This is a genomic window from Brevibacillus brevis (genome assembly GCF_001039275.2).
GTDB lineage: Bacteria > Bacillota > Bacilli > Brevibacillales > Brevibacillaceae > Brevibacillus > Brevibacillus brevis_C.
On sequence record NZ_CP030117.1, the window covers coordinates 4,277,657 to 4,292,080 of the forward strand.

Annotated in this window: 17 protein-coding genes; 9 read left to right on the forward strand and 8 right to left on the reverse strand. The window is 49.6% G+C overall.

Going from position 1 to position 14,424, the window contains the following annotated elements; genetic code table 11:
* Positions 1-66 precede the first annotated feature (66 nt).
* A complete protein-coding gene (locus AB432_RS20640) occupies positions 67-771 on the forward strand; it encodes an alpha/beta hydrolase (RefSeq protein WP_048033879.1) in 705 nt (234 codons plus the stop codon).
* 2 nt (positions 772-773) lie between these two features.
* Here the strand turns inward: AB432_RS20640 and AB432_RS30865 are convergent, their stop codons facing one another.
* Positions 774-932, reverse strand: a complete 159-nt coding sequence (locus tag AB432_RS30865) for a hypothetical protein (RefSeq protein WP_015892263.1) — start codon at positions 930-932, stop codon at positions 774-776.
* 145 nt (positions 933-1,077) lie between these two features.
* Between AB432_RS30865 and AB432_RS20645 the strand changes: the two genes are divergently transcribed.
* Together AB432_RS20645 and AB432_RS20650 are read left to right on the forward strand one after the other, a co-directional pair.
* Positions 1,078-1,587 carry a YjcG family protein gene (locus tag AB432_RS20645; protein ID WP_048033880.1) on the forward strand — a complete coding sequence of 170 codons (510 nt, stop codon included), beginning with the start codon at positions 1,078-1,080 and terminating at the stop codon, positions 1,585-1,587.
* Positions 1,588-1,665: 78 nt separating this feature from the next.
* Positions 1,666-2,121 (forward strand): GNAT family N-acetyltransferase, encoded by a 456-nt coding sequence (locus tag AB432_RS20650; RefSeq protein ID WP_048033881.1) that lies wholly within the window; start codon positions 1,666-1,668, stop codon positions 2,119-2,121.
* A 106-nt stretch (positions 2,122-2,227) separates the two neighbouring features.
* Here the strand turns inward: AB432_RS20650 and AB432_RS20655 are convergent, their stop codons facing one another.
* The gene (locus AB432_RS20655; RefSeq protein ID WP_048033882.1) at positions 2,228-3,127 is read right to left on the reverse strand and encodes an NAD(P)-dependent oxidoreductase; all 900 of its coding nucleotides are present in this window, start codon (positions 3,125-3,127) and stop codon (positions 2,228-2,230) included.
* A gap of 199 nt (positions 3,128-3,326) precedes the next feature.
* Between AB432_RS20655 and AB432_RS20660 the strand changes: the two genes are divergently transcribed.
* Positions 3,327-3,842: a TetR/AcrR family transcriptional regulator gene (locus AB432_RS20660; protein ID WP_048033883.1), complete on the forward strand. Its 516-nt coding sequence runs from the start codon at positions 3,327-3,329 to the stop codon at positions 3,840-3,842.
* Between the two features lie 112 nt (positions 3,843-3,954).
* The gene (locus AB432_RS20665; protein ID WP_048033884.1) at positions 3,955-4,377 is read left to right on the forward strand and encodes a DUF3995 domain-containing protein; all 423 of its coding nucleotides are present in this window, start codon (positions 3,955-3,957) and stop codon (positions 4,375-4,377) included.
* A 62-nt stretch (positions 4,378-4,439) separates the two neighbouring features.
* Here the strand turns inward: AB432_RS20665 and AB432_RS20670 are convergent, their stop codons facing one another.
* A complete protein-coding gene (locus tag AB432_RS20670) occupies positions 4,440-5,285 on the reverse strand; it encodes a PHP domain-containing protein (RefSeq protein WP_048033885.1) in 846 nt (281 codons plus the stop codon).
* Positions 5,286-5,391: 106 nt separating this feature from the next.
* On the opposite strand from AB432_RS20670, the gene AB432_RS20675 reads away from it, so the two are divergent.
* Positions 5,392-5,754 (forward strand): hypothetical protein, encoded by a 363-nt coding sequence (locus AB432_RS20675; protein ID WP_048033886.1) that lies wholly within the window; start codon positions 5,392-5,394, stop codon positions 5,752-5,754.
* Here the strand turns inward: AB432_RS20675 and AB432_RS20680 are convergent.
* Positions 5,724-6,653, reverse strand: coding sequence for an MBL fold metallo-hydrolase (locus AB432_RS20680; RefSeq protein ID WP_048033887.1), 930 nt, complete (start codon positions 6,651-6,653; stop codon positions 5,724-5,726). The two genes, AB432_RS20675 and AB432_RS20680, sit on opposite strands and share 31 nt — an antisense overlap.
* Before the next feature lie 9 nt (positions 6,654-6,662).
* Positions 6,663-7,385 carry a YitT family protein gene (locus AB432_RS20685; protein WP_048033888.1) on the reverse strand — a complete coding sequence of 241 codons (723 nt, stop codon included), beginning with the start codon at positions 7,383-7,385 and terminating at the stop codon, positions 6,663-6,665.
* A 284-nt stretch (positions 7,386-7,669) separates the two neighbouring features.
* On the opposite strand from AB432_RS20685, the gene AB432_RS20690 reads away from it, so the two are divergent.
* Together AB432_RS20690 and AB432_RS20695 are read left to right on the forward strand one after the other, a co-directional pair.
* Positions 7,670-9,034, forward strand: a complete 1,365-nt coding sequence (locus tag AB432_RS20690) for a hemolysin family protein (RefSeq protein ID WP_048033889.1) — start codon at positions 7,670-7,672, stop codon at positions 9,032-9,034.
* 71 nt (positions 9,035-9,105) lie between these two features.
* On the forward strand, positions 9,106-11,517 hold the full coding sequence (locus AB432_RS20695) for a UvrD-helicase domain-containing protein (protein ID WP_048035899.1): 2,412 nt from the start codon (positions 9,106-9,108) through the stop codon (positions 11,515-11,517).
* Between the two features lie 150 nt (positions 11,518-11,667).
* On the opposite strand, the gene fabI is transcribed toward AB432_RS20695, so the two are convergent.
* The 3 genes from fabI to AB432_RS20705 all read right to left on the reverse strand — a co-directional run bounded on the left by fabI (position 11,668) and on the right by AB432_RS20705 (position 13,469).
* Positions 11,668-12,441 carry an enoyl-ACP reductase FabI gene (fabI, locus tag AB432_RS20700; RefSeq protein WP_048033890.1) on the reverse strand — a complete coding sequence of 258 codons (774 nt, stop codon included), beginning with the start codon at positions 12,439-12,441 and terminating at the stop codon, positions 11,668-11,670.
* Positions 12,442-12,537: 96 nt separating this feature from the next.
* Complete coding sequence (locus AB432_RS30570) at positions 12,538-12,705, reverse strand: hypothetical protein (protein WP_157966779.1); 168 nt, start codon at positions 12,703-12,705, stop codon at positions 12,538-12,540.
* 38 nt (positions 12,706-12,743) lie between these two features.
* Entirely contained in the window at positions 12,744-13,469 is a 726-nt protein-coding gene (locus tag AB432_RS20705; protein ID WP_048033891.1) for a ZIP family metal transporter, read from the reverse strand.
* Positions 13,470-13,702: 233 nt separating this feature from the next.
* On the opposite strand from AB432_RS20705, the gene AB432_RS20710 reads away from it, so the two are divergent.
* Positions 13,703-14,320, forward strand: a complete 618-nt coding sequence (locus AB432_RS20710) for a MerR family transcriptional regulator (RefSeq protein WP_048033892.1) — start codon at positions 13,703-13,705, stop codon at positions 14,318-14,320.
* Positions 14,321-14,424: the final 104 nt, after the last annotated feature.

Genomic DNA, 14,424 nt, shown 5'->3' on the forward strand with positions numbered 1-14,424 from the left:
CTTGGGCATGCCCGCTCGCTCCTGTATAATAATGAACAGGAATATCCCAATAAGGAGGACACCGCAGTGGCCCTTGAGGAAATCATCTTGGAAAGCCGGCATTTGGGGACGCCGGAAAAGCTGATTGTCTACACACCCCAACGCTACTCGCCACTCTACTCGTATCCAGTCCTCTACGTACAAGATGGAGAAGATTACCTGGCAATGGGTAGAATGGCTTCTTTGCTGGATCAATTGAATGGGGACAAAGAATTGCCTGATATCATCGCTGTCTTTCTCCCAGTTGAGAAAAGCAAACGGAACGAACGTTATCATCCGGATGGCAAGGAGCATATGGCCTACCGTCGCTTCCTCGCCGAAGAAGTTGTAAGCTATGTCGATACGCATTACTCCACTCATCCTTTGGGAAACGCTCGAACACTTCTTGGCGAATCTTTGGGCGGCGTTGTCTCTCTGTTCACTGCTCTTCACTATCCACATACGTTTGGACAAGTTGCCTGCCAGTCGATTGCCATGGACGCAAAGTTAAATCGTCTGGTTGCTGACGCTGACTTTTCCGTACCGCAAACCATTTATTTGGAGATCGGAACGGAGGAAACGGCAGTAAGCACGGGCCGAGGCACATTGAATCTTCTAGCGGCCAATGACGAACTACGCGAGATTTTGGGCACGAAAAAAGCCACCCTCGTTTATGAAACGTTTGAGGGTGACCATACGTGGGGCCACTGGCAGCGTAATCTACCGCGTATGCTAAAGACGCTTTACGGGTAAACTTACCGTGGCTGTTCTTCTTGTGGACCTTCATCCTTGATAGTCGATACGAGTGCCTCTTCGAATTCTCCTTTTCGTATCGCAGTCAAGATCGTGAAGGTCAGCACAGACAGTAGAAGCAGGACGAGAAAAATGAATGTGATCATCATAGCCGTATGCATGCAGTGCGGCACCTCCTTGCACTACACAGTCTTTCCTTTCGCACAAGGAATATACGGACCCACGCTTAACATTACACAAATGAAGAATTTTCTGTTAAAATAAGATCTTGTAGAGCATGATAGATAGTAAGGAGGAGTGGTTCTGATGATGTACAGTATCGTAATTTTCCCATCTAGCAAGGTGCAAGAAGTAGCCAACTCTTACCGGAAACGTTATGACCCGGGCTATGCTTTGGTTCCTCCGTATATCCGTTTGAAGGAAGCCTTTGAGCTGGACGAAGCCAAGCTGCCTGAGCTGGTGAGCCATCTGGAGCAGGTTGCCTCCTCTACCGACAGCTTTTCGGCCCATTTCCATCGGGTATCTTCTTTCCACCCTACCAACAACGTGATCTATTTGGCTGTGCAAAACAAAGAACCATTCAACGAGCTACATCAAAAGATCGCCAATCAGTGTGTGAATGAAAAAGAAACCTACGCATACGTACCGCATCTGACCATCGGGCGTGACCTGTCCGACGATGAGCTGCGGGATGTAACCGGCCAACTGAGCATGGCAAAAATTGACTTGAACAGCGAGATTGATCGCTTCCACTTGATTTATCAGCTCGAGGATGGCATCTGGAGCGTTTACCAGACTTTCCTTCTCAAAAAATAAACAGCTTTTCCTCAATCACCAACCCTCCCTGCGTATCCAACGTAGGGAGGGATATTTTCTAACAAAGGACGAATAGCGATGAACCTGCAAACCTACCAGATCCAAAGAGCCACCACTGAACAAGAATTGGCGGATGCCCTGTCGGTGCGCCGAGTCGTTTTCATCGAGGAACAGGAAGTACCGGAAGAGTTGGAAATCGATGAGCATGACACCTTGGATGGTGGAACGATTCATTTTGTGGCCTACTGCGATGGAAAGCCAGTGGGCGCAAGCCGTATCCGTACGTACTCACCTGGCGTGGGAAAAATTGAGCGGGTCGCAGTTGCCAAAACAGAACGCGGTACTGGACTGGGCCGCCAAATCATGCTTGCGATGGAAGAACTGGCCAAACAGCACGGATATGACAGCCTGAAGCTGAACGCACAGACGCACGCCCAACGTTTTTATGAAAAGCTCGGCTATGAACCTTTTGGCGACTTATTCGACGATGCGGGTATCGAGCATATTGCGATGGTCAAATCCATTCACGAATAACAGAAGCCGCGTGCAATTCCATTCCCTCAGACGGAATAACAACCTCGTTTTCGCGTTGATCATTATGCGAAGCGAGGTTGTTTTCCATTGGCACCAGAGAAAAGAATTATTTCACCAGCGGTTTCCGGATGGACTCAATTACGCGATCTAAAGAGTCAGCACCGTAGCCCTCTGCTACTTTCTGTGTGGCCAATGCTAGCAACGGCTTCAACCAATCAACGGGGATTCCCTGTTCCTGGCTGGCATGGATGATGTGTTCAAGTCCGAGTTTGTTCGTATTCATGTTAGACACATCGGTTGTGAAGTTTCCTTCATCACGGGCACTTGCGGCAACCGGATCGGATAAGAGCGGGGCAATCACGTGATTTACCCAGTTGGTTGCGTATGGAAGAAACTCTGTTCCTGTTATGTTTGCCGTACTTAATAGGGCATGTGCATGCATGGAGCCATACCAAGCCCCATACATCATGGTGAGCAGCGACAAATCATAGATCAACGGAACACCATAGTCTTCACCGAGATAGGCAGCGTTCCCTCCCAACAGTTGTAATGTCGGTTCATAGGCTTCAAATAAAGCCTTCGACCCGCCGTAGAAAATGAGTGTTTCTGGCAGTCCAATCATTTGAGGGACAGCCATGATCGCTCCATCGAGATATTGCCCACCGCGCTCGCTTACCCATTTGGCTGTCTTGCGTGCATCCTCCGGGGTTCCGGTGGTCAGATTGACGATGACACGCCCTGTTAGTTCACTTTCCGAGGGCTCCAGTAGCTCTTGCATGACTTTGTAGGTCGATAAGCAAACAACGACCAAGCTGCTTGCCGCGATTGCCTCTGTTACACTGCCCGCCAGCACTGCCCCCTTCTCGACTAAACCTTTGGCTCTATCTGCTGAACGATTCCAGACAGTCGTTGGATGACCACCTTTTAGAAAAGCATCCGCGAGTGCTACTCCCATATTGCCAAGGCCAATAACCGTTACAGACGCAGGAATTGTTGTTGATTTCATAGGTCGACACTCCATTCATTTTATTTTTGCAAGCGAGATGATCCGGCGCTACATGCAAGGTCAACCGCTCTTGATTGCGATTCTAAAGCTTTACACTAGTGTGAATGTCAATACAAAAATCAATGCTTCTTGACACTTCTCACCCGGTGGAATAACATGGAACCAGAAACATACGATACCGTATCTTTTGGGGTGAACCATGCAATATGTACGTGAAGATTGGATTCGGGCAGGGCTCGATATGTTGGCTGAAGCGGGCATTGACGCTGTCCGTGTGGAGCCTCTCGCCAGAAAACTGAAGATCAGCAAGGGGAGCTTTTATCATCACTTTCCAGATCGTCAAGCGCTACTGGACTCCATGATCGATTATTGGGAGGAACATGCGACCGAACGGATCATTCGAGCGCCACACTCGGACAACATGTCGTTGGAACAGTTGTTGTCGGGCGTCTTTAGCAGCGAGCGAAAAATCGAAGCCGCTATCTACAACTGGGCGAAACAGCATCCTGCCCTTTCCAAGCGTCTCGTGGAAATCGAGCAGCGCAGGATCGGCTTCGTTGCCTCTTTGTATGAGAAAAAAGGGCTGGCTCCCACTGATGCAAAGGCACGCGCTCAGCTCGCATACCTCCTCTATATTGGTTGGCTCGTGCGCAGGGAGCTGGAAGTGCCTTTTGATATGTCCGCACCGTTGCATCATTTTATGACTTGGATTTGATTACCCCCTACCTACCTGCCTGACAGATTGTCTTGCGCAGGGATTTTTCCACCCAAAACATACGGATGCGTATCTTCCACAAAAACCTTACGAATCAATAGGAGGCATTCTCATGATGCATGTTTTCCCCATCTCATCTGCTATCTTCTTAGTCATCGTGTCCTTGCTGCATTTTTATTGGGCCTTTGGAGGAAAATGGGGGACCGATTCTGTCATTCCCACAACCGCTGATGATTCACGTCGGACTTTTTCCCCTGGGATAGGCGGAACGATCATCGTTGCCTGCTTGCTCGCATGTGCCGCTTACATGTTGCTCGCCCAGAGCGGTTATCTCTCTCCCGTAATAGCCCCTGCTCTAATTCAATGGGGATGCATTGTCTGTGCCGCTGTATTTGTCCTGCGGGCTGTAGGAGACTTCAACTACATTGGCTATTTTAAAAAAGTAAAAAATACGAAGTTTGCCCGGCAAGATACGGCATTGTTCACTCCTCTATGTTTGTGGTTAGGGATATCCTTTCTGCTTGCATTGTTTTAAGTTCACAAAAAACCCTCTTCCCATAAAAGAGAAGAGGTTCGTTTCCATTACGTATGGATGAATTACGCCTTCCGCTTCGCCGCAATCGCACGTAGCTGTTTAACAGCATCCATCGCTGCGGTATGGGAGCCGAGCATCGCATGAAACGGCTCCTCTCCACGCCAGCCGTGGAAATCAGAACCGCCCGTTACAACAAGTCCGTATTGTGCTGCCCACTTGCTGTAGCGCATTTTTTGTACCTCATCGTTGTCCGGGTGGTTGACTTCAATCCCGTCCAATCCGAATACAATTAACTCCTGGACCAGCTCATCATCGTCATACAGACCCGGATGAGCCAACACCGCCACTCCGCCAGCCTCTTTGATCAGCGTGATTGCTTCCTGCGGGGTAATGCGAGGAGGATTGACATAAGCCGCTCCTCCTTTGCCCAAGTACTTATCGAAGGCCTCCGCGATCGTTGAAACGACGCCCAGCTCTATCAGTTCTTCAGCAATATGCGGTCGCCCGATATTTTTGTCCGTACCCTGCTTGCGGCGGTATACCTTTTCCAATGAAATGTCGATGCCGAGCTCCTGCAGTCGTGCTATCAGCAGTTGGTTACGCTCATGCCTTGTCTCTCGCAAACGAAAGAGACGCTCTTCAAAAGCTGGGTCTTCATACGGGACAAAATAGCCGAGAACGTGAATATCCTGCCCCTTCCCTACGGAGCTTACTTCGACTCCCGGAATGATTTCCACGTCGAGTGCACGGGCAGCCTCCATTGCTTCTGGAATCCCTGCTACCGTGTCGTGATCCGTGATCGCCAGTGCAGCAAGTCCTGCCTCCTTCGCCAAACGTACGTTTTCCGCTGGCTCGCAGGTACCGTCTGACGCTTTTGTATGTGTATGCAAATCTGCCATAAGTTGCATCCTCGTCCACTCCTTCTTTTCTTTTTCTACAAGTCTGAATTGGTATTGCCGTACATAGTATTGGAGTAAGCTTGATTTCTCAATGGTTGAACCGAGGAGGATGTCCATGCGGTTAAAAAACAAGACCCTTACCGGTGTCGTTCAGCCACTCTCTTATGTTGACAAAATGCTGCGACAACAAGGCTTTCATCGATCAGGCGGGGACAGCATGCCCACGTACGATGTCGTCATGTACGATTCCGCCAGCAGCAGCGCGTATTTTTTGCGCATCCCTACGAACTACACCAACACAACAACCGGAAAAGGGGAACTGAATGTCAAACTGGGTCATCCGTATTTGGAAGCTAAGTTCTATATGAACACCACGTCCGAAGAAGTTTTTTTCATTCCCAAGGCCGTCCGCGAAGCTGCAGAGCATAAGCTAGCAGAAATCGCCGATTACCTTTCTGTTCCCTCTGCTCCATCCTGAACGGTTCTCCACAACCACCGATTATGTTCAAACCGGTATGCCACCCTCTTTGTTTTCTGAAGCCCGACCAAGTACCCCATAAACGCCGTTCGAAACAGAACGTAGCTCGAAGCATTCTCTATGGAAATGTGTAAACGCTCACATAGGAGAGTGAACGCTTCTTCTGGTGTTCTCTCCTCTACCAAAATGTCACAGATCACCGAGAAAATCCGCTCATGCCAAGCAATATTTTTATTCACGGCATCATGAGAGGTGGTGGTATATGCTCCGTGCCCAGGCAAGTATCCCTTGAAGTTGGTTGCAAGCAGTTTATGTAGACTGAGTAGGGTCTCATGCGCATCCACAAGAAACGGCAGCTTGTGCTTTTCCAAAACCTCTTCGCCTAAATAACTGTCGGCAGCGAAGCAAATCTCGTCACAGACGACGCCAACCTGTTGCCAGCTATGCCCCGGCAGAGAAAGGATAAAGAAAGGTACCCCAGCAATTTCGATCCCTTCATCCAGTGGAAGGAGGTGGTCCACCCGAGAAGGTTGCGCCAGCAAAAACTTATTTTTGAGATCCTCAAGTGGTTCTGCACCCATATTCAAGTAAATGGGCTCAAGTATCGGATTCCGAATGATCGCCTCTTCCAGCGGTGGCGCATAAACCCTTGCTTCGGGCCAGCATCCGAGCAAGTAGGCGTTGCCACCGAAATGGTCGGCATGAGAGTGTGTTTGAATAATTGCACACAAGGGCTGGGCGATAGCGTCCAGTCCTTTCTTGATTTTTTTTGCGTTCTGGGTATCTAGACCAGAATCAATCAGGATCGCTCCATGCTCACCAATGACAAGTCCTATGTTAACATGACCAGAAAAATAGCCAACACGCTCCGTTATCATTTGAAATGCTTGTCCAGACAAAACAGTCCCTCATTTCATCCTTTTCCTATTTATTTTCTCCAAAATATCGCCTTCCCCTTCCCTATTCCTATATCTCGTGTTCGTAATTACATAGAGCCGCGACGAGCGATCATCCATTTGACGCGAAAAAAGCGGGCCAATGATCGTATACGGTGGCAGAGGTTGTCCGAGTCCACTGAACATATGCGTAGTCGCCGCCACGGCAACGATTGTCAGCAAAGAGAAAATCATTCTCTCCATCCCGATCGTTTGAATCGAGGAGAGTACGATCAACCCATCTATTAGAAAAATCAGCAAGGCAACACGCAGCTTGTATCGTCTGGCAAGAAATTGCGCGAGCAGGTCTGTCCCACCCGTATTCGTCTCGTAGGCAAGCATCAAGCCGATACCCATTCCGATTAATACGCCGCCAGTAACTGCGGAAAAGGATGTTGACCATAGGTTCCAACCACGCATATCCGAGAGAATGTCTATGAAGAAAGCAGAAATCAGCATGCCGTGAAAACTGTGAAAAAACAATCGGCGATCATAAAAAAAGACGATGACATACACAGGGATACTTACCAAGATCATCACGAGACCCGGCGGCATTTGCATGTAATACGTCGCCAACAAACCGATCCCGATCATGCCCCCGTCCATCAGGCGGTGCGGCACCAAAAAGAGATTGACTCCTATGCCCAGAAGCACGCTTCCCGTGAGAATCGCTACACCTTTTTGCAGCCAGTACACGTCGCTCCCCTCCTTGAACCGTGCTCGTTTAGTTTATGATCGGAAAGCAGCAGGTATGTCCAAGCATTGCCTAAGAATGCGCTCGTTCAAATCGGAACGTTTTGACTGTTCGGTTGACCTATTGGTATACTTACGAGTAACAAGAAAACCTGTAGCTTGGCTCATGAAAAGCTTATCCATTGCAGGTTTTAGATCGAATATTTATCCGTTTTTGGTCGTACATGTAAAATACCATTATCGTATCGGAGGTGAATTCTCCACCTTTCGCACTGCGGGAGGCGGAGGTGTGCTTGGAGAGTCCGATAGGGGAGATTACGCTGAATCTGCTGCTCGTGGTATTTTTGGTTCTTCTGAACGGCTTCTTTGTCGCAGCAGAATTCTCGTTGGTAAAAGTTCGCCAAACTCGTCTGACCCAGCTCGTCAGTGAAGGCAATAACAAAAGTGCCCGCTACGCGCAAAAAGTCACCCGAGAGCTCGACGCCTACCTGTCCGCCTGCCAGCTCGGAATAACGCTGGCTTCGCTGGGATTAGGCTGGGTCGGTGAACCCGCCGTCGCCCATTACGTCGCGCCCGTCATGGCATTTTTTCATTTCCCATCTTATTTGGTCGGTCCGACCTCACTTGCGATTGCCTTTGCTATCATCACATTTTTACATATCGTCTTCGGAGAGCTTGCGCCCAAGTCCTTGGCGATCCAAAAAGCGGAGGCCACTTCCCTATGGACTGCTGCACCGCTCATGTTTTTTTACAAGCTGAGCTATCCACTCATCTGGTTTTTAAACGGAGCAGCCAATTTATTGATCAGACGTCTTGGAGTAGAGCCTGCCACCGAAAACGAATCTGCTCATACAGAAGAAGAAATCCGCCTTCTCATGAACCAGAGTCATAAAAGTGGTCATATTGACCAGACCGAAATGGCTCTCGTCGACAATGTCTTCGTGTTTTCCGAACGTCTTGCCCGGGAAATCATGATCCCACGGATTGAGATGATTTGCCTCTACGACGACAATACGTTTGACGAAAACCTCGAAATCATGAGAGAGTCTCGCCATTCACGCTTTCCTGTCGCCCATGAGGATAAGGACAGGCTGATTGGCTTTGTACACACGTCAGATTTTTACCTCTCTGCGCTAACGACAGGGAAAGCAGAGTTAACTGATTTTCTCCGTCCATTATTGACGGTGCCGGAGTCCATGGAAATTAGCCACGTCTTGCGCTTAATGCAAAAGCGCCGTTCCCAGCTCGCCATCGTGATTGACGAATACGGAGGTACAGCAGGGTTGTTAACGATGGAGGACATTTTGGAGGAAATCGTCGGTGATATTCAGGACGAGTTCGATGAAAATGAGCGCCCTGAAATTGAAGAAAGCTCCAGCAATACACTCTCGGTTTCCGGCAAAACTCTCTTGACAGAACTGAATGATTACATATCGATTGAAGTCGTTTCCGACGAAGTCGACACCATTGCCGGATGGCTCTACAGCCAGTTAAATGAAGAGGTCGCGAAAGGCAAAACCGTCGCATTCCAAGGCTATCTTTTTGCGATCAGTGAACTGGAAAACCATCGCATTACACGGGTGAGCATCACGTATTTGGGAGCAGAAGATTCGTCTGCTCTTCCTGAGGACATCGTGTCGCTGCACTCCTAATCGAAAAGAACAACCATAATGGCAAGTGTCCCCTGCCGACAGGGGGCACTTCTTGTTTCCGAGGTGTCATGATGAACTACGCTTTACTAGACAACAAACCCATCCTGTTGCTACCTGAGAACTACAATCGCATACCGTTTTGGCGCATGGCTGCCCGGCAGGACAAGGTGCGCTGTCCAGCCTGTGCATCGGCGCTTCGTCTTCATGCTGGCATTAGCTTTGAGCCGCATTTCTTCCACCCTGAAGGAGCAGAGTGCCCGCTTCTGACGGATAATGGTCCTGCTCCTCTCGATTCGCTGCTAGCGATCAATGAGACGGCTGCCACTGCCTTTCAGGCTGTCTTGGCTGCTACGGTCGAAAAGGATCACAGCGACGATCACACGAAAGAATCACTCGCTTTCTCAACCGAGGAGCACAACGAGGTATCCATAAACGAAGAAAATCCAGCCACCATCGGCTCCTTTCGCCTTCCGAAAAAGAGAACGATTGGCACGAGCACGACGCCTCCCCCGCCAGCTCCAAAGCCACCGATTTTCCGCAAACGCTTGATGCCTAAGAAGACCATCTCTCACATGGCTGAGCAAATGCGTGATCAATCGATGCACCCGGGACAACAGCAAGCGGTGCACGCTACCGAGGGGCCTTTTCTGATCCTCGCGGGAGCCGGAAGTGGCAAGACGCGCGTCATGACTGCACGCACGACTCACTTGATCTCAGAGTTGGGCGTCAAGCCGAATCAAATCATGGTCGTGACCTTTACGACCAAAGCCGCCGATGAAATTCGTCAGCGCATTGCCCGGCAATTGCCCGCTGGACAAGCACGTGAGCTGATCGCTGGTACGTTCCACAGTATCTTTTACCGAATGCTCCTGCATCACCAGCCAGAACGGTGGGATCAGCAGCGCCTCTTGAAAAAGGATTGGCAAAAATGGCGGTTGATGCGCGAGACCGGCGCACTGCTCGGTCATGATGATCTTGCCACGTTAAAAGAAACAGAGATCACCGAAGCACTCGGCATTGTCAGCCGTTGGAAAAACGAATACATCCTCCCCCATGAGGTCGCGTATCGGGAAGCGACGAACGATGCAGAAAAACGGGCGATCCAGCTTTATCCTCTTTATGAGGCCACGAAGAACAAGCATCAATGGTTTGACTTTGACGACATGCTCATTGGCTGCTACGAAATGCTGCGCGATGATCCAGGACTCCTGCGCCGTTATCAGGAACGCATCACCTATGTGATGGTCGATGAGTTTCAGGATATCAATCGCATTCAGTATGAGACGGTCAAGCTGCTCGCCGCTCCACAGAACAATTTGTGTGTCATCGGGGATGACGACCAGTCTATTTACGGCTTTCGGGGCAGTGATCCGCAGTACATCTTGGGCTTCACCAAAGACTTTCCGCAGGCGTCGACATTTACACTCGAGGTCAACTACCGTTCCCATTCCTCGATTGTCAGTCTTGGCTACTCGCTGATCGGTCACAATCGGGAGCGTTGGGCAAAGGAATGTCAGTCCTTTCATCGCGAGGAAGGCGATACGTATTTATTCGAGCCGGAAGACGAAGAAGAACAAGCTTCCCGGATCGTCGATGAAATTAACCATCGTCGCGAGCAAGGAGCCATATTGGGTGAATGCGCGATCTTGTACCGGACCAATGAATCTGCACGCCCCATATTGGAGCGCCTGAGCGAAGCAGGGATTCCTTTTCATTACACGCAAGAGGAGGATTCCTTTTACCAACGCCAGACGGTTCGCTGGACACTGAATTATTTGCGGCTCGCGTTAAACCCGGATGACAGCGATGCGCTAAAAGAAATATTGTCGACCCTCTACATCTCAGCCGAAATGTGGAATGCCTTGCGCAGTCAAGCAATCATTGAGGACAAGCCGATTCTGCACGTTCTTCCGCATTTGACACAGCTCAAACCGTATCAGCGCAAGCACATGCAGCTAATCAATGAGATTCTCACCGCGTGCAAGGATGTTCCACCTGCTCAAGCGTTAGAGCTCATCTATGAGGATGGCAAACTCCGTGACTATCTAAAAAAACGTGCGAAAGACCGGGAAGATGGCCGGGAACGTTGGAGCGATGAGCTTCAGCAAATACTGGCAGCTTCCAAGCGCCATGCGACAATTAGCGATTTTTTGGCTTATATCGATCAAATGGCGCGACAAGAAAAAGAGTGGCGCACGATGCGACCACTCCCGGACGAAGCTGTTCATGTTTTAAGCATCCATCGGGCAAAAGGTCTCGAATACGACCACGTCTTCTTGCCCGATCTGGTAGAAGGTGCCCTTCCTCATGAGTACACATTGGATGAGCTGCGAAAAGGCGGCTCCGGTGCGCTTGAAGAAGAACGCCGTCTCTTATACGTCGCGATTACCCGGGCCCGTCACAGCTTGTGTATCGGTATCCCCCGGGAGCGATTCGGACGAAAGACCCGCACCTCCCGCTTCATCGCCGAGATGGGCAGGTAAGTAGTGGAAGCCGCCGCCCATATAAATCAAGAACTCTTCCATGTTCGTAATCAATGGAAACATGAAAAAACAGGCCCCCTTTCACGCATTTTGGGTATAGTATGCGAGAAAGCGGGGCCTGTTATTCTTTTTCGGGAAAATTACTTCTGGTTAGCCGCCCATAATGCTGTAGCCAGCATCGACGTGCAGAATTTCACCTGTGATTCCCCGGGAGAGATTGCTGAACAAGAAGAGAGCGGTGTCGCCTACTTCCGATTGGTCAATCGTGCGGCGCAATGGCGCTTTTTCCTCAATTTCCTTCAGTACGGTGTTGAAATTGCGGATTCCTTTTGCAGCAAGCGTACGGATTGGACCAGCGGAGATCGCATTGATACGAATGTTCTCTTTGCCCAGGTCGTTTGCCAAGTAACGAACAGAAGCATCAAGCGCTGCTTTGGCTACACCCATTACGTTGTAGTTTTGAATCACGCGCTCACCGCCAAGGTAAGTCAAGGTCACGATGCTTCCGCCCTCGGTCATCAACGGACGAGCAGCACGAGCAACTGCTACCAGGGAGAATGCGCTAATGTCTTGTGCCAGCGCGTATCCTTCGCGGGATGTGTTGACATACTCGCCTTCGAGCTCTTCGGTTTTCGCAAACGCGATGCAATGCGCTAGGCCATGAATAACGCCCACTTTTTCTTGGATCACAGCAAAAGCCGCTTCGACGTCCTCATCCTTCGTGACATCGCAATTCACCAACAGCGACTCTACTCCCAATTTTTCCGTGAGTGCCGCCACGTTTTCACGCAAACGCTCCCCTTGGTACGTAAAAATCAGATTCGCTCCAGCATTATGTAAGGATTGCGCAATTCCCCAGGCAATGCTGCGGTGGTTTGCTACGCCCATGATGACGATGTTCTTTCCTTGCAACAATGTATTCATTATGTATCTGCCCCTTTCCCAACTTATTCCCCTGCATTATAACCGATCTTGTCCATGGATACGAGGGGATAAACGAGAGGGGCAGTACAAAAACATTTAATCGGTACTTCCGGCCTGATCGGTTAGCACAGGTAGAGCGTCAGAGGAAGCCCACGATTCCTGCAATGGATTCAACGATGTCCCCATGACCGGGAATTCAGTCAGTGACTGCAAGAGATCATCTGTTTGCATTTGCTCCTGATGGTTCATACTGTCAGTCCACACTCCTTCCTCCAGACTAGACTGGCTAGGAATGAGACCTTTTATGCATGCAAGTGGTTCGCGTGCAAATAGGCAGACAAAATCAGATACACCGCCATGGCACCAACAAAATAAACACCGTACTGTGCCTTTTTGGTTTGGCCGATATAAGGGACGAGATGGCTGGCCGACACATACAAGAATATACCCGTCGTCATGGCCAACATAATGCCAGACCAATTCGGTGGAAACATTTGCTCGGCAAAACCAAAGCTGAGAGCTCCTGCAATCGTCGCGATTCCAAGCGATGTCGCCCCCCAAAATGCCTTCTTTCTCGAATTGGTCGCTGCCAGTAAAAAAGAGGCAATGGTCACACCATCCGGAATTTTATGCAGCAGCATAGCCACCAACACGGATACCGCTACTTCTGAATCCATCCGCAGGCTAGCGACTAATGAGACCCCTTCGACAAATGCATGCAATAAAAAGCCCGTCATGACCCCAATGATTCCCGTGGAGCCAAGTTCTCCGCTCGATTTGCTGATTAGTTCCAGAGCAAAAAGCGTCACAAAGCCAACGAGCACAAATGGCATCAACCACAAGCTCTTGTCAGAAAAGACATGTGGCATCAAATCTAGCAGCGTAATCGCCAGCAGTAGCCCAGCCCCTGCACTGATCATCGCGAACAATGCCTCGGATGACCAGGCACGCAGACATAACAGCAGTCCCCCGATACTGCTCGCCAAGGCAGCAGTCAAAAGGACAATCCAGAAAACAGATTGCATCATCCGGTCCTCTCCTCACCCAACGAGCAAAAACATGCTTACTCCTTCCATATGTACGCGCCTGTCCCGGTCATTATGAGCAGACAACCAAATTTGACAAATTACGACGACCTGTCCGAATCGGACGAAAGATCACTAGTTTTTAGAACCTTTGTCGATTCTCTCTTACCCGGAAAATTTTGGTGCTATAATGAGTCCACCGGGAATACCGAGAGGAAAAAAAGGAGTGATTCGGGATGGATGTACAAGTTTGGATGGCTTCAAAAGAGGTAGCTGATCGCCTTGATGTGCATGTTCGTACACTGCGTAACTGGCTGGACTTGTTCGTACCTGCTCAGGAACGTCTGAAAAATCCGCAGGGTCACTATTTGATCAGCGAAGCAGGGTTTGAACTGCTCAAGGAAGTAAAGGAAAGAAAAGACAACGGTAACAGCTCGTTAAAGGATATTCAGCGCCAACTGATAGAGGAAGGTCGCCTGTCCGAGGAAATGCTCCTGGAAGAAGAACTAACAAGCGCGGAAGAAACCGCCGTTACGATCAGCGCCACAAACAAGCTGGGAACGGGCATGCGAGAAGTAGAATTGACGGTCCACGAGACACTCGTCCAATTTCAGCAGGAGCTCACACAGCTCTCCTCTATGAATCATATGCAAACGACCATTTTACAAAAGATTGCGGATATTGAAGAAATGCAAGAATCCCTTCGCTTGGAAATGCGTCGCGTTACTTTTGAACTGGATCTCATGCAGCAGCGCTTGACTCGTCGCAAGGAGCGCTATGCCCGCTACGAGCCTCGCTGGTCACTCAACCCTTTCCGCTGGTTTACACGTTCCGATCGCGCAGCCGAGCAATAATCCTATTATTTTGATAAGGAAAAAAGTGACAATTGAGAGAAGTACCTCAACAACGGTAGTCTCCCATGTTCTACTGTGATAAAATGGAACTACATGAACTGACT